The sequence below is a fragment of the Pseudomonas mandelii genome, from assembly GCF_006438925.1.
GTDB classification, from domain to species: domain Bacteria; phylum Pseudomonadota; class Gammaproteobacteria; order Pseudomonadales; family Pseudomonadaceae; genus Aquipseudomonas; species Aquipseudomonas mandelii_C.
Genome location: NZ_RCZA01000020.1, coordinates 14,247 through 31,682, shown reverse-complemented (window position 1 = coordinate 31,682; position 17,436 = coordinate 14,247). Strand labels below are relative to the sequence as shown.

The window sequence follows — 17,436 nt, the reverse complement described above, 5'->3', positions numbered from 1 at the left end:
AACCTCTGATCGACCCCACGGTCGTATCAGCAGCTATTGACCGAACAAAGGCTTCCCATGAGTGAAGATGCACAAGACGTCGTATTGATCGTCGAAGATGACCCTTCGATTTTGATGGTGCTGTCGGCCTATCTGTCGGGTGAGGGTTACCGGGTGCTGCAGGCCGAAAACGGCGAGCAGGCCTTCGAAATTCTGTCGAGCAAGCCGCACCTGGACATGATGATCACCGACTTCCGCCTGCCGGGCGGAATCTCTGGTGTCCAGATCGCCGAACCTGCCGTGAAGCTGCGACCGGAACTCAAGGTGATCTTTATCAGCGGTTATCCGCAGGAGATCCGCGAGACGGACAGCCCGATCACCCGTAAAGCACCGATTCTGGCCAAGCCGTTTGATCTGGATGTACTGCAAGAGCTTATGCAGGAAATGCTTTCCTGATATCCCGCGGACTATCGTACACAAGTGATCTTCAGATCCTGATCATCTCCCGCACCTTCGCCGTCAACAGGTCGAAGGTGAACGGTTTGGTGATCATCTGCATGCCAGGATCAAGGAAGCCACCGCGCACCGCCGCGTGTTCGGCGTAGCCGGTGATGAACAACACCTTCAGATCAGGCCGGTATTGCCGGCCGATTTCCGCCAGTTGCCGGCCATTCATGCCAGGCAATCCCACGTCGCTGATCAACAGATCGATACGCTGCCCGGAATCGAGAATCGGCACTGCGCTGTCCGCATCGCCAGCCTCGACGAAGGCATAACCCAGATCACTCAACACCGTACTGACCAACACCCGTACCGCCGGATCGTCCTCGACGATCAGTACCGTTTCGCCATTTTGCGCGAACGGAGCGTGCTGGACGTCCACCGGACTGTCCTGAGGCATGTCACCGGCGAATCTCGGGAGAAACAGACTCACCGTGGTGCCTTTGCCCACTTCACTGTGAATGGCGACGTGGCCGTGTGATTGTTTGCTGAAACCATAAATCATTGACAGCCCAAGGCCTGTGCCCTGGCCGATGGGTTTGGTGGTAAAGAACGGATCAAAGGCCCGGTTGATGATGCTTTGCGGCATCCCACACCCGGTGTCGGTGACGCTCAGCACCACGTAATCACCCGGTTGAAGGTTGCTTTGGGCTTCGGTCAAGCCAATGTCCAGATGCTGATTGCTGGTTTTCACCACCAGTCTGCCGCCATCGGGCATCGCATCCCGAGCATTGATCACCAGATTGAGCAGGGCGCTTTCCAGTTGATTGGGATCGGCCTCGGCCACCCAGAGTTGCTCGTTCAGCTGCATGTCCAGCTGAATGGTTTCGTTGATGCTGCGCTGAAGCAATTCGCCCATGGAGACCACCAGGGTGTTCATCTCCACGGGTTTGGAGTCCAGCGACTGACGCCGGGAGAACGCCAGCAGACGGTGGGTCAGGCCTGCCGCGCGGTTGGCTGAGGTCACGCCCAGGTCGATAAGGCTGTCCAGATCGTCGGTGCGCCCACGGGCCAGGCGTCGGCGCAGCAGCTCCAGGCTGCCGATGATGCCGGTCAGCATGTTGTTGAAGTCGTGGGCAATACCGCCGGTGAGCTGGCCGACCGCTTCCATCTTCTGCGATTGGCGCAGGGCTTCTTCATTGTGTCGCAGCTGTGCGGTGCGTTCCTCGACCTGCTGTTCGAGGGTTTCGAGGGTGTTTTGCAACCGCAGTTCGCTTTGACTCAGATCGATCAGCCGGTCCCTGGCTTCGTACTGTCGTCGACGTCCGCGCAACGCGGTGGTCACCAGGCTGATCAACGTGACAGGGTGAAAAGGACGCTCAAGGAAGGTCACGTTCCCCAGCTGTGGACCGTAGCGCGACGCCGGGTTTTGTTCCGGGCCGCCATGGTAGGTCATCAATACAATCGGAAGGTCCGACCAGGCCGGTTGTTGCTCGATCAGATCGAGCAGCGGTTCAAGATCACCGCCCAACAAAGCCTCGGAAGAGATCAGCAGCAATCCTGCCCCTTGCTGCAGTTCGCTGCACAACGCCACCAGGTCCCGCGTAATCACCCCGTCGTAACCCGCTTCATTGAGCATCATCAACGCAATCTGGCTGTCGCGACCCAGCGGCGCGAGAATGATCGCGCGCTCGGACATCGCTTCCTGGGCAATCACGGGCTTTGTTCCTCAAGCAAGGGGTTGCTGGCACCCAGATAGGTCGGGACGCCGCGCAACACACCTTGAAATGCATCCAGCGGTTCACCAATGGTCATGCCCTGAGCGCTGATGCGGTACTCACGAATGGTTGACTCATGGCTGCCCGTGCGTTTCTTGATGATCGAGATTGCCCGGCGCACCTTGCCCACTGCCTCGAAGTAGCGCAGCAGAATGACTGTATCGGCCAGATAGGTGATGTCCACGGGGGCCTGCATGTCACCGACCAGTCCATGCTGGGCGACGGTCATGAAGGTCGCGGCCCCCTGGCGATTGAGGTACAGCAGCAACTCGTGCATGTGCAGTACCAGCGCGTTCTCCTCGGGCATCGCCGCCTGATAGCCGTTGATGCTGTCGATCACCACGGTCTTGATATTGCCCTCATCGACACAGCGACGAACCCGGTAGGAAAACTCTCCGGGAGACAACTCGGCCGCGTCCACTTGCTCGATCAGCAGGTTGCCGGTGTCTTGCAGCGCCTTGAGGTCGATGCCGATGTTCTTCATGCGCTCGAACAGCAACCCGAGCTCTTCATCGAAAATGAACAGCGCGGCTTTTTCGCCACGGGCCACGGCGGCAGCGGCGAAGATCATCGAGATCAGCGATTTGCCGGTACCGGCCGGGCCGAGGATCAACGTGCTGGAACCGGTCTCGATCCCGCCACCGAGCAGGGCGTCCATTTCCTTGATGCCGCTGGTCAACTGCTGACGGATATAGCGACCGCGATGCTCGGCGGCCACCAGGCGCGGAAACACATGAACGCCATCGCCCATGATGGTGAAGTCGTGAAACCCGCCTCGGTACTTCTGGCCACGGTATTTCACCACACGGATCCGCCGACGCTCGGCGCCATAGTTGGGGGTCAGTTCCTCAAGACGAATGACGCCGTGGGCCACACTGTGCACGGTTTTGTCGAGGGATTCGGTGGTCAGGTCGTCCAGCAACACCACCGTGGCGTCATAGCGCACGAAGTAATGTTTGATCGCGAGGATCTGGCGACGGTAGCGCAATGAGCTTTGGGCCAGCAGACGGATCTCGGAAAGACTGTCGAGCACCACGCGGGTCGGCTTTACCCGTTCGACCACTTCGAAAATCTGCTTGGTGGCTTCGCCCAGTTCAAGGTCCGAGGAATACAACAAGCTCTGCTGATGCTCGGCATTGAGCAGGCTTTCCGGGGGCGTCAGCTCGAAGATGTGGATGTTCTCGTCCAGCTCCCAACCATGGGACAAGGCCCCTTGGCGCAATTCGCGTTCGGTCTCGGACAGGGTGATATACAACGAGCGCTCGCCGGCTCGGGCGCCGGCCAACAGGAAATGCAAAGCGACGGTGGTTTTGCCAGTACCGGGTTCACCCTCCAGTAAAAACACATGCCCGCGGGACAATCCACCGGCCAGGATGTCATCCAGACCTTCGATGCCGGTGGCGGCTTTTGCACTGATCAACTCGTTAGATGTAGACAAAAAATGCCCTCTCTTGACTAGGGGAACGAGGCAGCAGGCCGTAAGTGCCTGAATGGACTGCCTGTTCTCTTGACCCTTGGCCGAGACGACGAGTTCAACGAAATTTTTGCTGTTGTTAAAGCCCTTGCTGTAAGGCAGGGTCGTCGGGATTGAGTTGTTCAAGTTGCGCCAACAGAATCTGTACGTTCTGCAACTGGCCGCTTTCTTTCCAGTAGTTGATCAACAATACCCGGGCTCTTCGGTCAGCCGGGTGGCGCTGGACGATCTCCTGCAACTGTTTCTGCGCCGCTTCCAGCTCCTGTTCATCGTGAAGTGTGGTGGCCAGGTCGTAGCGGTAATCCTTGTTGTCCGGCTCCAGCTCCACGGCTTTGGAAAGGCCGAGCAGGGCGAACTCACTTTGCCCGTGATGCAGCAGCCAGAGTCCCAGGGCATGTTGCAGGTAGGCCGAGTCGGGCTGAGCCTTCAGCTGCTTGGCCAACAGTTGCCGGGCAGCATCGTTTTGGCCCAGGCGATCCAGCACGTCGATTTGCATCACCAGAGCGGGCAGGTTGCCGGGCGCAAGACGCAAAGTGTTCTCCAGCGCCTGCTGCGCCTCTTTCCATTCTGCGTTGTGAAGATGCAGCCGAGCCAGTTGATATTGGTTGTCGGCGCTTTCCGGTTGACTCTTCAGGTCCTGTTCCCAGGCATCGATGGCTTGCTCCAGAGGCCCGAAGTACAAACCGAGATCGTCCGGCGATAGCCCCAGCAAGGCGTTCACGGCGGTATAGCGGACGCGCTGTTCGCTGTCATCGAGCAACGGACCCAGCAGCAGGCTGCGCTGACCGCTGGGCACCAGACCGCTGATGCTTTTGATCGCCGCGATGCGCACGTCCGGCGATTCATGCTGCAAGTCCGCATCCGCCAGTTTCAGGGCCACGGAGCTGGGGTAGTTGGGCAGTTCGGCATGCAACCAGACGCGGCGTTTGGCTGATATATCAGAGCGACCCAGTTGCTGGTAGAGGACCCGCGCTGCGCCCGGTTGGCCTGCGCGAGCCTGGTTCAGCGCCTCGCTGTAGCCACGCTTGATCGCCTCCGGCACGGCGGGGGTTGTACTGCGCAGGAAAAGCCAGGCAACGCCGATGGCAAACAGGACGCAGAGGCTGATGAGCAGGAAGCGGCGGGACTGGGGCATGCAGGAATCCGGGAGCTGGCAAGCTGTTGCAAAGTTGCCAGCTTCGGTCAGGCAAGGCTGTGAGTCAAACCCAGAGTCAGTTCAATTCGTTAGTCAGTCAATTCGAGGCAGGCTGGCCTTTCAATGATTTTGCCTACAGGTTGCGTCGACATTGAAACCCATCGAGGCGCCGTAGCAGTGACTACGCTTGCTGGAGATGACTCGATGAGCACTCCCATGCAACCGCTGCTTCAGTACTTCAAAGCGATACTCAACCCCGGGCCCGGAGTGGCGTTGTTCGCCCTGCGGACCATCGCGGCCGGGCTGCTGACGTTGTATCTGGCGTTCCTGTTCGACCTTGAGCAGCCCAAGTGGTCGATCATGGCGGTGGTCATCGTCAGCCAGCCATTGGGCGGCATGGCCCTGGCCCGAAGTTTCGGCCAGGTCATCGGCACCACGCTCGGGGCGGTCGTGGCAGTGTTGATCATGGCGATCTTTCCCCAGGCACCCATGCCTTTCATCCTCACCCTGGCCTTGTGGCTGGCGCTGTGTACCGCCGGCGGCACCTTGTTGCGCTACACCAGTTCCCAGGCGTTTGTTTTGAGCGGGTACACGGCGGTGGTCGTGGCACTGCTGGCGGTGCCCGATCAGGACGGCACGTTCCTTCTCGCCGTCACCCGCGTGACCGAGACGCTATTGGCGGTGGCTTGCGTGTGCGTGGTCAGCCTGCTCACCGCGCGACCGGAAGCTGTGGCCCGGGATTACTTCACCAAGATCGATCAGGTCATCAAGCTGCTCGCGACCCACGCTGCTGCCGTCATTCGAACCGAGGAAAGCGAGGCCGATTTCCATCGGCGGCAGATGCAACTGCTCGGCGCGATCAGCGCCCTGGAAGGCGTAAGGCGGCATTTGTATTTCGATGCACCCCGGTTGCGCAGCGCCAATGGTTTGGTGCAATTACTGGGCAATCAGCTTGTGCTGCTGACCTCGCGGCTGACGGCGCTACGCCACCAGCGGCAACTGCTGGCCGAGCGCTGGAAAGGAGCGTTACCCGAAGAGATACAACGTTTGCGTGGCGAAGAACTGGCGTTTCTCGATGAATTGGCCCTGCAAGGGCGCTCACTGTCGACCGAAGCGCGGCACCATTTTGTGGCGCTGCAACAGCGTTTCGATGATCAAGCCTATAAGGCCGAACAACTCACCGAGACGATGCCAGCCACGTTGCGTTCACTGGCCTGGGCACTGCGCTGGGAGCAGGCTCGGATGCTGGAGCAACTGGGGCAGATTCTGGAACTGAGCGATGCGATCCAGGAAGGCCGTGAAGCCAGTTGCGTGTTCCGCGGCCAGGACAATCCGCTCCATCTGGATTTCACGTTGGCGGCAATGAACGCGATCCGCGCATTTACCGCGTTGCTGGTGGCCGGCCTGATCTGGATCGAGACCGGTTGGGACGGGGCGCGTGGCGGGATGATCGTGGCGGGGATTCTCTGTTCGCTGATGGCGACTTTTCCCCGACCGTTGCTGGCCAGCCAAAGCTTTGCCAGGGGGCTGGGTCTGGCTTTGGTGGTATCGGCGCTGTATCTGTTCCTGCTGATTCCGATGATCAGTGACTTCGAGTTACTTGCCTTGTTGTTAACCCCATTGCTATATGCCGTCGCGGTGGGGTTGTCCAGTCCGCCAACCACGGGCACAGGCATTGGTCTTGGACTAACGACAATGCTGTTGTTGGGCCCGCAAAACACGGAAATCGGCCAAAACAGTGCCATTCAGTGGTTCGAGTTTGCCGGTTCCTATATCTGCGCAGCCGCGCTGGCGCTCAGTGTCTACGCATTGATCTTCCCGTTCAGGCCCGTTTTGCGGATGCGCCGACTGTTCAATGAGAACTGTGAGCAGGTCTACGCTTTGCTGAAGACACCGGCCACCGATGAGCAGCAATTTGCGTTTGAAAGCCGCATGGTCGATCGCCTGACCATGATGTTGGGACTGTTGCCGGCCACCAACGACAAGCAATCCAGCGAGTTGTTCGAAGTCAGTCTCGGGTGCATGGCACTGGGTGTGGCGTTGAACCAGCTCAGGCAACAGGGGCAAAACAACACGCTGCTCAGTACTGAACAGCAAAACCGTTTGCTCGCTGCTGTCCGTCAGACAGGACGATTGATCGCCGGGCGGCCCGGAATTGACCTTGAGCAGCTACTAGGAGACTTGCGTGTCTTGGGCGATGAAATGGACGACCTCCATTTAGACGTTCATGAACACCTGTGGTCGGTCTTCAGGATGCGCGTGGCGCTGTTGATCGTGGTGTCGTTTCTGGAGCGACATCGCAAACACTTTCAACCCGCAGAAACGGAAGGAGTGCAGGCCCTTGCCCATTGATTTTGAATTGGGTGGCGTCTACTTGCCGCCGATTGCCCAGGCCTTATTGCTGGCCCTGCCGATCTACCTGTTGCTGGACTGGATCTTGCGCCGCATTGGCGTGCTGCGGTTCGTCTGGCATGAAGCCTTGTTCGAAGGCGCGTTGTACGCCTGCGTTTGCGCAACGCTGATTCTGGTGATGGGAGCTTGATGCTTTGAAGAAGATCCTTGCCCGACTTGCGACGGTGGCGGTGGTGTTGCTGGCCTTTGTTCTCGGCTGGTTTGCCTGGGAACATTACACTCGCGCTCCCTGGACCCGCGATGCACGGGTGCGTGCCGATGTGGTGACTTTGTCCGCCGATGTCTCGGGGCGCATCGTTGGTCTGGGCGTGCAGGACAACCAGCATGTGGAGAAAGGCCAGTTGCTGCTGGAGATCGACCCGGCGCGCTATGTCCTGGCAGTTGAGCATGCCAAGCGCTCGGTGGAAGTGGCGAAAGCCACCCTTGGTCAGTCCGAGGCAACGATTGTCGCCAGTGAAGCGCTGCTCCGTCAGCGTCAGAGTGAAGAACGCCGACGGCGCACGCTGAAGCAGCGGCTCGCCATTTCTGGCGAAGAATGGGAAAAGTCCAGTACGGAAGTGGCGGTGGCGCAGGCCGAGTTGCTGCGCAACCAGGCCAACCTCGGTTTGGCCCAGGCCAACGTGCAATTGGCCATCGCCGCATTGACCCAGGCCGAACTGGACTTGCAACGCACGCGGGTCGAAGCGCCCGTCAGTGGTTACGTCACCAACCTTCTGACCCGTCAGGGTGACTATGCCGCGGCCGGTGGCGCGCTGTTGGCGCTGGTGGACAGCGACTCGTTTTATGTCAGCGGTTACTTTGAAGAAACCAAGCTGCCGCGAATCGAGGAGGGCGACCGGGTCAGGATTGAACTGATGAGCGGCGAAACCTTCGGCGGCACGGTGCAAAGCATTGCCTTCGCCATTTCCGACCGGGAGAACCTGCCCGGCGGTCGCCTGCTGGCCAACATCAACCCCAGTTACACCTGGGTCAAACTGGCGCAGCGGGTGCCGGTGCGGATACAGATCGATGCCGATTACGCGGCCAAAAACCGACTGCGTGCCGGGACAACCGCCACCGTAACCATAATGGAAACCCGCGATAGCAGCACAACCCACTAACCCTGTGGGAGCGAGCTTGCTCCGGGCGGCGTTCCGACGATGTCGGACTGAGATTCAACATTGATGTCGGCTGACAGATCGCTATCGCGAGCAAGCTCGCTCCCACAGGGAAATGTGGTGGATTCAACAAGCGTGCAGGCAAAAAAAAAAGCCCCGCGACCGAATGAGGCGCAGGGCAAAGGAATTGGTTGGTTGCGGCCAACCAAAGGAGCTCGTTAAAACTTTACTTGCTGGCGACCGTCTCTGGTTGCCAGCCACCGCCCAGGGCTTTGTAAATCGCGACAATGCCGCGATACAGATCGACTTCGGCCTGGGCCTGAGTGTCTTCAGCCGCCAGGCGCTCACGCTGGGCGTCGAGCAGGACGAGGAAGTCCGCAGTGCCTTCGCGGTAGCGAATTTCGGCGAGGTCGGCCGCGGCGCGGCTGGATTCGCTCTGACGGATCAGCGAGATCAAGCGTTGTTGACGTTTGCCGTAGTCGCTAAAGGCGTTTTCCGATTCTTCCAACGCCAACAGTACTTGCTGCTCGTAGGTCGCCAGGGCGCCTTCGGCATCAGCATCGGCACCACGTAGACGGGCGCGCACGCTGCCAAGGTCGAACGCCGCCCAGGTAATGCTTGGACCCAGTGCCCAGGCGTTGGCCGCCGAGGAACCGATTTGCGAACCGCGCCCGGCGGTGAAGCCAAGGAACCCGCTGAGGCTGACCCGTGGGAACAAATCAGCCTTGGCCACGCCGATACGGGCGGTGGCGGAGGCCAGTTTGCGCTCCGCGCTGAGAATGTCCGGGCGACGTTGCAGCAGTTCACCCGGATCGCCGATCGGCAGGGCCTTGGCGATCGCCGGCAAGTCTTTTGGACTCAGGTCGACGGTCAGCTTGTCCGGCCGCTCACCCAACAGGGTAGCGATGCGGTTTTTCTGCCGAACCTGTTCGGCCTGCAATTGCGGCACGCTGGCTTCGACGGACGCCAGGCGTGCATCGGCGCGAACCACATCGAGCTGATCGCCGACGCCGGCATCACGCAGGCTGACGGTGATCTTGCTCGATTCCTGCTGGTTGTTCAGGTTGGCCAGGGCGATCTTTTCCCGCAGCTGCGCACCGCGCAGTTGACCGTAGGCATCCACCAGTTCAGCAATCATCGAGACTTGCAGTTGGTACAGATCGGCTTCAAGCGCTTGCTGTTCGGCGTCGGCGGACTCCAGGTTGCGCTGGATACGGCCAAACAGGTCGATCTCCCACGCCATGTCCAGGCCCAGGTCGTAGCGTTCGCTATTGACCCGCTTGGTAGTCTGGCCCGGGATCTGACCCTTGGCCAGGTCACTGCTGGCGCGGCTGGTGATGGTTGGCATGGCGTCATTGCTGACGTCATCGCGAATCGCCCGGGCCGCTTTCCAGCGAGCGAAGGCGACGCGCAAATCACGGTTGCCTTGCAGCGATTGAGTCACCAACTGGTTGAGGGTCGGATCTTCGAACTGCTGCCACCAGATGCCTTCGAAACGCGAGCGGTCGTAGTTTTTCTGACCGGCGCTGCCATCGGTGGCGGTGGTAATGTTGGCCGGCTCAGTGGCTGGGGTCTTGTAGTCCGGGCCGACGGCACAGGCACTCAGGGCCAGTACCAGAAGGCTCGGCAGGAAGGCTTTCAGGCTCATTGTTGCGCCTCCAGTTTCAGGGCCTTGGCCGCTTTGCGCTTTTCACCGCGCTCCACAAAGTTACGAATCAATACGTAGAACACGGGTGTCAGCAACAGACCGAAGAAGGTCACCCCGAGCATCCCCGAGAACACCGCCACACCCATGGCATGACGCATTTCGGCACCGGCACCGCTGGAGAAGACCAGAGGCACAACACCCATGATGAACGCGAAGGAGGTCATCAGGATCGGCCGCAGACGCAGGCGGCAGGCTTCCAGTACCGCGGCGAGCGGGCTGAGGCCTTCGTCCTGCTGTTTGTCCTTGGCGAACTCGACGATCAGGATCGCGTTCTTACACGCAAGCCCCACCAGTACGATCAGACCGATCTGGGTGAAGATGTTGTTGTCACCGCCCGAAGCAATCACACCGGTAATAGCCGACAGCAAGGTCATCGGTACGATCAGGATCACCGCCAGTGGCAGGCTCCAGCTTTCGTATTGAGCCGCGAGTACCAGGAACGCCAGCAGTACGCAGAGCGGGAACACGAACAGTGCGGTGTTACCGGACAGAATCTGCTGGTAGGTCAGGTCAGTCCACTCGTAGGTCATGCCGTTCGGAAGTTCTTCCTTGAGCAGTTTCTCGATGGCTTTTTCGGCCTGGCCGGAGCTGTAGCCGGGGGCTGCTGCACCGTTGATTTCAGCAGTGATGAAGCCGTTGTAGTGCATCACGCGGTCCGGGCCCGAGGTGTCGCTGACCTTGATGAAGGTCGCCAGCGGGATCATCTCGCCTTTGTTGTTACGCACTTTCAGCTGACCGATCTGGTCCGGTTCGAGACGGAACTGCTGTTCAGCCTGAACGTTGACCTGGTAGGTGCGACCGAAGCGGTTGAAGTCGTTGGCATACAGCGAACCCAGGTAAATCTGCAGGGTGTCGAAGATGTCGCTGACGGCCACGCCGTGAGTCTTGGCTTTTTCCCGGTCGATAGCCGCATCGACCTGTGGCACGTTCACGGTGTAGCTGGTGAACAGGGCGGCCAGTTCCGGCACGTTGTGGCTTTTGTTGATGATGTTCATGGTTTCTTTGTATAGCTCGTCGTAGCCCAGGTTGCCCCGGTCTTCGATCTGCAGGCGGAAACCACCAATGGTGCCCAGGCCTTGTACCGGCGGCGGCGGGAAGATCGCCATGTAGGCTTCTTGAATCCCGGCGAATTGACCGTTCAATGCCCCGGCAATCGCACCGGCGGACATGCTTGGGTCTTTACGTTCGTCGAACGGTTTCAGCGTCACGAACACGATGCCGGCGTTAGGGCTGTTGGTGAAACCGTTGATCGACAGGCCCGGGAAGGCCACGGCACTTTCCACGCCTGGCTGTTTCAGGGCCAGGTCGGACATGCGTTTGATCACGTCTTCGGTACGGTCCAGGCTCGAGGCATCCGGCAGTTGCGCGAAGGCCACCAGGTATTGTTTGTCCTGGCCGGGTACGAAACCGGTTGGGGTGCTGGAGAAACCGAAGAAGGTCAGCACCATCAGGCCTGCGTACAGCAGCAGGGCGATGCCGCTGCTGCGGATAACCCGGCCCACGGTGCCGACATAACCATGGCTGGCCTTGTCGAAGAAGCGGTTGAACGGACGGAACAGCCAGCCACCAAAGATCTTGTCGAGGACCTTGGAGAAACGGTCCTTCGGTGCGTCATGGCTTTTGAGCAACACCGCAGCCAGGGCGGGCGACAGCGTCAGCGAGTTGAACGCCGAGATCACGGTCGAGATCGCAATGGTCAGGGCGAATTGCTTGTAGAACTGTCCGGTCAAGCCGGAGATGAAGGCCGCCGGGATAAACACCGCACACAGCACCAGCGCTGTCGCGATGATCGGACCGGTCACTTCACGCATCGCACGTTTGGTTGCTTCGACCGGTGTGAGCCCCAGTCCGATATTTCGTTCGACGTTCTCCACCACCACAATGGCGTCGTCCACCACGATACCGATGGCCAATACCAGGCCGAACAGTGACAGGGCGTTCAGCGAGAAGCCGAACAGGTGCATCACGGCAAACGTACCGATCAGCGAAACCGGCACCGCCACCAATGGAATGATCGAGGCGCGCCAGGTTTGCAGGAACAGGATCACCACCAGAACAACGAGGATCAGCGCTTCAAAGAGGGTGTGAACCACCGCCTCGATGGAGCCGCGCACGAAGATCGTCGGGTCATAGACGATGCTGAAGTCCATGCCTTCCGGGAAGCTCTTTTTCAGCTCCGCCATCTTGTCGCGCACTTCGTTGGAGATTTCGATTGCGTTGGAACCAGGGCGCTGGAAGATCGGGATCGCAACTGCCGGCTGGTTGTTCAGCAGCGAACGCAAAGCATATTGGCTGGAACCCAACTCAATGCGAGCGATGTCTTTCAGGCGAGTGATTTCACCGTTTTCGCCGGAGCGAATGATGATGTTCTCGAACTCTTCTTCAGAAACCAGACGACCTTGGGTGTTGACCGACAGCTGGAACGCGGTGGCATTCGGCGCGGGTGGCGCACCCAGTGCACCGGCAGCCACCTGACGGTTCTGTTCACGGATTGCAGTCACGACGTCAGTGGCGGTCAGGTTACGCGAAGCGGTCTTGTTCGGATCGAGCCAGACCCGCAGCGAGTAGTCGCCCATACCGAACAGTTGCACGTCACCGACACCGCCCAGACGCGCCAGCTCATCCTTGATGTTGAGCAAGGCGTAGTTGGACAGGTAGAGCATGTCGTAGCGTTTGTCCGGCGAGGTCAAGTGCACAACCATGGTCAGGTCGGGCGAAGCCTTGTCCACGGTGATACCGATGCGCGTCACTTCCTCGGGAAGTTTTGGCTCGGTCCGGGTCACGCGGTTCTGCACCTGTACCTGTGCGTTGTCCAGGTCAGTGCCCAGCGCGAAGGTGATGGTCAGGGTGATCTTGCCGTCAGCGGTGGACTGCGAGGACATGTACAGCATGTTCTCGACGCCGGTGATGGCTTGCTCCAATGGAGCGGCCACAGTTTCACCGATGACTTTTGGGTTGGCACCCGGGAAGTTGGCGCGGACCACAACGGTCGGCGGAACCACTTCCGGGTATTCGCTGATCGGCAACTGGAACAGCGAAATGGCGCCGGCGATCAGGATCAGCAGCGAAAGTACCGCTGCAAAGATCGGCCGTGAAATGAAGAATTGGGAAAAATTCATCGTAGAGATCCCTTAACCGCGTGGAGTCGCAGCAGCCAGTTTCACAACCGAACCCGGCGCGACCTTGGCAGGTGCGACTTGGGGCAGGTTGCTGGCTTCCAGCGCTTGTCGTTGTTGTGCCAGAGCGGCGAGGGTTTGTTCACTGGCCATCGGGATCACTTCAGGGGTGACCGGCGAGCCAGGGCGAACCCGTTGCAGCCCCTTGACGATGACGGTGTCGTCCTTGTTCAGGCCGCTGCGCACGATACGCAAACCTTCGATCTTCGGACCCAGCTCGACCGAGCGGTAAACCGTTTTGTTGTCGGCATCCATCACCAGCACGAACTTTTTACCCAGATCGGTACCGACCGCTTCGTCGTTGATCAGCACGGCGGAATAGGTGCCGCTGCCGACCAGTTTCAGGCGGGCATACAGGCCTGGGGTGTAGGCGCCGTCGCTGTTGTCGAACACGGCGCGACCACGGATGGTGCCGGTTTTCGGGTTGACCTGGTTGTCGACGAAGTTCATCACGCCCTGGTGTGGGTTGCCGTCTTCGTTGGAGAGACCGAGGTAAACCGGCGTGGTAGCACCGCGTTTGCCCTGGCGAGCGAGCTGGGTGTATTTGAGGAACACACGCTCGTCAGCGTCGAAGTAGGCGTAGACCTTGTCGGTGGACACCACACTGGTCAGCGCGGTGGTATCGGCGGTCACCAAGTTGCCGGCGGTGATTTCTGCGCGGCTGACGCGACCACTGATTGGGGCGGTGACGCGGGTGAAGCTCAGGTTCAGTTTGGCCAGGTCCAGTTGCGCCTGGAGGGCACCGACGGCGGCGCGGGCTTCTTGAGCAGCGCTGGTGCGCGAATCGGCCAGCTCGGCGGAAATCGCGTTGCTGGTGCGCAGACGCTCACCGCGTTGGGATTCGTTTTCGCTGCGGGTGGCGTTGGCGCGGGACTGGGCAACCAGGGCTTCGAGGCGGCGGACCTCGGCCTGGAATGGACGCGGATCAATCTGGAACAACAGGTCGCCTTTCTTGACCAAAGCGCCTTCAGTGAAGGCCACTTCATCGATCTGACCAGAGACCCGTGGACGAATTTCTACAGTTTCCGGCGCTTCGAGGCGCCCGGTGAATTCGTCCCACTCGTTAACCGGTTGTTCCAGCACCTTGGCCACGCTGACCTTGGCTGCGGGCATAGTGGCGGCCGTGTCCGGAGTCTTGCCGCAGGCGCTCATCACCAGTACGGCCAACAGGGCCAACGGGAAGCGCAAATGTTTGAGTGATTGTTCCATGGATGCATCCGCCAATGTATTGAGAATGGACGGATGATGCTCGGCGAGGTTGTATCGCACGAATCGAATGAGGCAAAGGTAACTATCATTCGGAATGATATAAGCGCCAGCCAACCTCTCTAGTGTGCACCTTTCGTTAGGCGGCTATCAATTGGATTGATGACAATTCTGTGTTGCGGGGAATGCAAAGGTGGACCGAGTCACGGCTTTCGCGAGCAGGCTCGCTCCCACAGGATTTGTGAACACCGCAAACCAATGTGGGAGCGAGCCTGCTCGCGAAGAGGCCATCAGTGCCGATACAACAATCAGGGTCAAGCGAGGCTATCCGGATCCCCAAAAAACATCTGGATCCTGGACCGCAACCAACGTTCGCCCGGATCATTATCCTGCGACCCGCGCCAGGCCATGTGCAATTCAAAAGTGCGCACCGGCAACGGCGGGTCTTCAGCCCGCACACCACCGGCCGCCGTCAACGCTTCAGCCGTGTAATCGGGCACGGTCGCGACAATATCGGTCCCGCTGATGAGTGTGCTGAGTCCGTTGAACTGCGGCACCGCGAGCACCACATGTCGTTTGCGCCCGAGCTTTTCCAGTTCTTCATCTATAAAGCCGCTCAGGTCACCGGCGAACGACACCAGCGCATGAGGCCGTGCGCAGAAATCATCCAGGCTCAACGGCCCCGGCACCGTGTCGGCCCGCAACAGCTTCGGCATGCTGCGGCGCAGTACTTTGCGCTTGGCGTTGGCCGGCAGGTCGGCGGTGTAGCTGACGCCGATGGAAATTTCGCCCGAGGCCAGCAGGCTCGGCATCAGGATGTAGTTGGCCCGACGCACCACCAGCACGATCCCCGGTGATTCGGCGCGCAGGCGCTTGAGCAGCATCGGCAGCAGCGCGAACTCGACATCGTCCGATAGACCGATGCGAAACACCGCGGTGCTGGTCGCCGGGTCGAATTCCGCCGCACGGCTGACTGCGGTGGAAATCGAATCAAGTGCAGGCGAGAGCAGGGCGAAAATCTCCACCGCCCGGGCGGACGGTTCCATGCTGCGGCCGGTACGCACGAACAACGGATCATCGAACAGCCCACGCAGGCGCGAGAGCGCCGCACTGATGGCCGGCTGGCCGAGGAACAGTTTCTCTGCAGCGCGGGTCACGCTGCGTTCGTGCATCAATGTTTCGAAAACGATCAACAGGTTCAGGTCGACACGACGCAGGTCATTACGATTCATCTGGAGTCCTGGCAGAGTCATCAAGCTTGACGAGAGCGACCATATGAGAACAATGGCCGGCATGAATATTAAGGGGAAAGGCTGCTACTCTGCACCGAGTAATTCAGTTTTCCTGAAATGGCTGCTTCGGTTTTACGGCATTTGATGATGTCACCGGCGCTGCGGAATCAATGACAGGCATGTCGACTATTAATAGCCACTGATAGTCTTGGGTAGAAAGCCCAGATAGAGTTCAGGGCATTAGAGGTTTCTTTGACGAGGTTTGCGATGTCCCGCACGATCCGTTTTCACAAGTTTGGTCCAGCCGAGGTGCTCAAATGCGAAGAGCATGCGGCCGCTCTCCCTGCGCCGGGCGAAGTGCAGGTGCGCGTCGAGGCGATTGGCATCAGCTGGTACGACATTCTCTGGCGCCAGAACCTGGCCTCGTCCCACGCTCGTCTGCCTTCAGGCCTTGGCCATGAAATGTCCGGCGTCGTGACGGCTGTTGGCGAGGGCGTCGATGATCTGGCAGTCGGCGACAAGGTCGCCAGCTTCCCGGCTGAAAGCCCCAACGATTATCCGGTCTACGGCGAGCAGATCGTTCTGCCGCGTACGGCACTCACCCGTTACCCGGACGTGCTCACCCCGATCGAAGCCAGCGTGCATTACACTCCGCTGCTGATCGCTTACTTCGCTTATGTCGATCTGGCACGGGTCAAACCCGGGCAATTCGCCCTGGTGACCGACGCCAGTCACTGTGCCGGTCCGTCCTTTGTACAGCTGGGCAAGGCTCTGGGTATCCGGGTCATTGCCGCCACCAAGACCGCGGAAGAGCGTGAGAATCTGCTGTCCCTGGGTGCCGAGAAAGTCATCGTCACCGAAGAACAGGATCTGCTGATGCAGATCAACAAGATCACCGACAACCGTGGCGTGGACGTTGTGTTCGACGGTCTCGGCGGTCCACAGATGTCGTTGCTTGGCGATGTGCTTGCACCTCGCGGCAGCCTGGTGCTGTACGGTCTGCAAGGTGGCAACCAGACGCCGTTCCCGGCCTGCGCAGCGTTCCAGAAGAACATCCAGTTCTTTGTGCACTGCATCGGCAACTTCACCGGCAAGCCTGAACTGGGCATCATTCAGGACCAGGTCGCACTGCAACGCGCCTTGCGCGACATCAACCAGATGACCGCCGACCGCGTGCTGCTGCCGCTCAAGACTCGGGTCTTCCCGTTTGCCGAGTTTGTAGAAGCACACCGCTACATGGACGAATGCCCATGCCGCGAACGGGTCGCCCTCCAGGTCGAGCCTGCATAAGCCCTTCAAATAAGCCCCCTCTGCAAGAGTCCGTGCCCACGGACTCTTCTGTTTTCAGCACCTGCCAAAATGAGACGTCCCATTGCCCCGTCAATGGGTCAGTTCAGCAACTGAACTGGTTTTTGCTCTCAATCTGTATCTTCTAATCATCATATAAGCCTTGATAATTGAATGATTACTTTCATCTCAAGGAATGAGTCATGGCTGGGTGTCGGCTTGATACTTTTCAATACACACTGTTAATACATATCCGACCAATAGTTCGTCGTTGCGCAGTTGCCAAAAAAACTTGGGTGACTTCTTTCTCTATTTCTTGTGCTAATTGTCTGTGGGACGCTGTCGGACATTTCCTAGGAAGTCGCTCGCAGCTGCAAGAGGCCAGTTCTACAGGGGTTCGCAGCCACCTGCCTCTGACAGGGCAGGGGAGACTTCTAGTTATTTCAAATAATTACTAAAAGCTTAAGTGCTAGCATTTGGCAATAACGTCCAGTACTTCAATCGTGGCAAG

The 17,436-nt window shown here is 59.3% G+C and carries 12 protein-coding genes; 5 read left to right on the top strand and 7 right to left on the bottom strand.

The window, feature by feature from the left end; all coding sequences use genetic code 11:
- Nucleotides 1–57: 57 nt before the first annotated feature.
- Nucleotides 58–435 (top strand): response regulator, encoded by a 378-nt coding sequence (locus EAH74_RS30670; RefSeq protein WP_008146959.1) that lies wholly within the window; start codon nucleotides 58–60, stop codon nucleotides 433–435.
- A gap of 31 nt (nucleotides 436–466) precedes the next feature.
- On the opposite strand, the gene EAH74_RS30665 is transcribed toward EAH74_RS30670, so the two are convergent.
- From EAH74_RS30665 to EAH74_RS30655, 3 genes are all read right to left on the bottom strand, one after another.
- Nucleotides 467–2,119, bottom strand: coding sequence for an ATP-binding protein (locus tag EAH74_RS30665; RefSeq protein WP_430539813.1), 1,653 nt, complete (start codon nucleotides 2,117–2,119; stop codon nucleotides 467–469).
- A 14-nt stretch (nucleotides 2,120–2,133) separates the two neighbouring features.
- A complete protein-coding gene (locus tag EAH74_RS30660) occupies nucleotides 2,134–3,636 on the bottom strand; it encodes an ATPase domain-containing protein (RefSeq protein ID WP_140683940.1) in 1,503 nt (500 codons plus the stop codon).
- Between the two features lie 115 nt (nucleotides 3,637–3,751).
- A complete protein-coding gene (locus EAH74_RS30655; RefSeq protein ID WP_140683938.1) occupies nucleotides 3,752–4,807 on the bottom strand; it encodes a tetratricopeptide repeat protein in 1,056 nt (351 codons plus the stop codon).
- Nucleotides 4,808–5,011: 204 nt separating this feature from the next.
- Here EAH74_RS30655 and EAH74_RS30650 point away from each other — a divergent pair, with 204 nt between their 5' ends.
- From EAH74_RS30650 to EAH74_RS30640, 3 genes are read left to right on the top strand one after another with little or no spacing between them, the layout of a single operon-like run.
- On the top strand, nucleotides 5,012–7,159 hold the full coding sequence (locus tag EAH74_RS30650) for an FUSC family protein (RefSeq protein WP_140683937.1): 2,148 nt from the start codon (nucleotides 5,012–5,014) through the stop codon (nucleotides 7,157–7,159).
- Nucleotides 7,149–7,349 (top strand): DUF1656 domain-containing protein, encoded by a 201-nt coding sequence (locus tag EAH74_RS30645; protein ID WP_008156381.1) that lies wholly within the window; start codon nucleotides 7,149–7,151, stop codon nucleotides 7,347–7,349. The genes EAH74_RS30650 and EAH74_RS30645 overlap by 11 nt, the downstream gene beginning before the upstream one ends.
- Nucleotides 7,350–7,353: 4 nt before the next feature.
- Nucleotides 7,354–8,319, top strand: coding sequence for a biotin/lipoyl-binding protein (locus tag EAH74_RS30640; RefSeq protein ID WP_140683936.1), 966 nt, complete (start codon nucleotides 7,354–7,356; stop codon nucleotides 8,317–8,319).
- A 223-nt stretch (nucleotides 8,320–8,542) separates the two neighbouring features.
- Here EAH74_RS30640 and EAH74_RS30635 read toward each other — a convergent pair whose 3' ends face one another.
- The 4 genes from EAH74_RS30635 to EAH74_RS30620 form a co-directional block, all read right to left on the bottom strand.
- A complete protein-coding gene (locus EAH74_RS30635) occupies nucleotides 8,543–9,964 on the bottom strand; it encodes an efflux transporter outer membrane subunit (protein ID WP_140683934.1) in 1,422 nt (473 codons plus the stop codon).
- The gene (locus tag EAH74_RS30630) at nucleotides 9,961–13,143 is read right to left on the bottom strand and encodes an efflux RND transporter permease subunit (protein WP_140683933.1); all 3,183 of its coding nucleotides are present in this window, start codon (nucleotides 13,141–13,143) and stop codon (nucleotides 9,961–9,963) included. Before EAH74_RS30630 ends, EAH74_RS30635 begins: the two co-directional genes overlap by 4 nt.
- 12 nt (nucleotides 13,144–13,155) lie before the next feature.
- Nucleotides 13,156–14,409, bottom strand: coding sequence for a multidrug efflux RND transporter periplasmic adaptor subunit MexE (mexE, locus tag EAH74_RS30625; RefSeq protein ID WP_008156373.1), 1,254 nt, complete (start codon nucleotides 14,407–14,409; stop codon nucleotides 13,156–13,158).
- Nucleotides 14,410–14,720: 311 nt separating this feature from the next.
- A complete protein-coding gene (locus EAH74_RS30620; RefSeq protein ID WP_054614788.1) occupies nucleotides 14,721–15,638 on the bottom strand; it encodes a LysR family transcriptional regulator in 918 nt (305 codons plus the stop codon).
- A gap of 267 nt (nucleotides 15,639–15,905) precedes the next feature.
- Here EAH74_RS30620 and EAH74_RS30615 point away from each other — a divergent pair, with 267 nt between their 5' ends.
- Nucleotides 15,906–16,928 (top strand): zinc-dependent alcohol dehydrogenase family protein, encoded by a 1,023-nt coding sequence (locus EAH74_RS30615; RefSeq protein ID WP_123363954.1) that lies wholly within the window; start codon nucleotides 15,906–15,908, stop codon nucleotides 16,926–16,928.
- Nucleotides 16,929–17,436 lie beyond the last annotated feature (508 nt).

Bases quoted from the DNA above. Each gene is read 5' to 3' on its own strand.
- EAH74_RS30670 (WP_008146959.1), top strand. From the start codon at position 58: ATGAGTGAAGATGCACAAGACGTCGTATTGATCGTCGAAGATGACCCT.
- EAH74_RS30665 (WP_430539813.1), bottom strand. From the start codon at position 2,119: ATGTCCGAGCGCGCGATCATTCTCGCGCCGCTGGGTCGCGACAGCCAG.
- EAH74_RS30655 (WP_140683938.1), bottom strand. From the start codon at position 4,807: ATGCCCCAGTCCCGCCGCTTCCTGCTCATCAGCCTCTGCGTCCTGTTT.
- EAH74_RS30650 (WP_140683937.1), top strand. From the start codon at position 5,012: ATGAGCACTCCCATGCAACCGCTGCTTCAGTACTTCAAAGCGATACTC.
- EAH74_RS30635 (WP_140683934.1), bottom strand. From the start codon at position 9,964: ATGAGCCTGAAAGCCTTCCTGCCGAGCCTTCTGGTACTGGCCCTGAGT.
- EAH74_RS30630 (WP_140683933.1), bottom strand. From the start codon at position 13,143: ATGAATTTTTCCCAATTCTTCATTTCACGGCCGATCTTTGCAGCGGTA.
- mexE (WP_008156373.1), bottom strand. From the start codon at position 14,409: ATGGAACAATCACTCAAACATTTGCGCTTCCCGTTGGCCCTGTTGGCC.
- EAH74_RS30620 (WP_054614788.1), bottom strand. From the start codon at position 15,638: ATGAATCGTAATGACCTGCGTCGTGTCGACCTGAACCTGTTGATCGTT.
- EAH74_RS30615 (WP_123363954.1), top strand. From the start codon at position 15,906: ATGTCCCGCACGATCCGTTTTCACAAGTTTGGTCCAGCCGAGGTGCTC.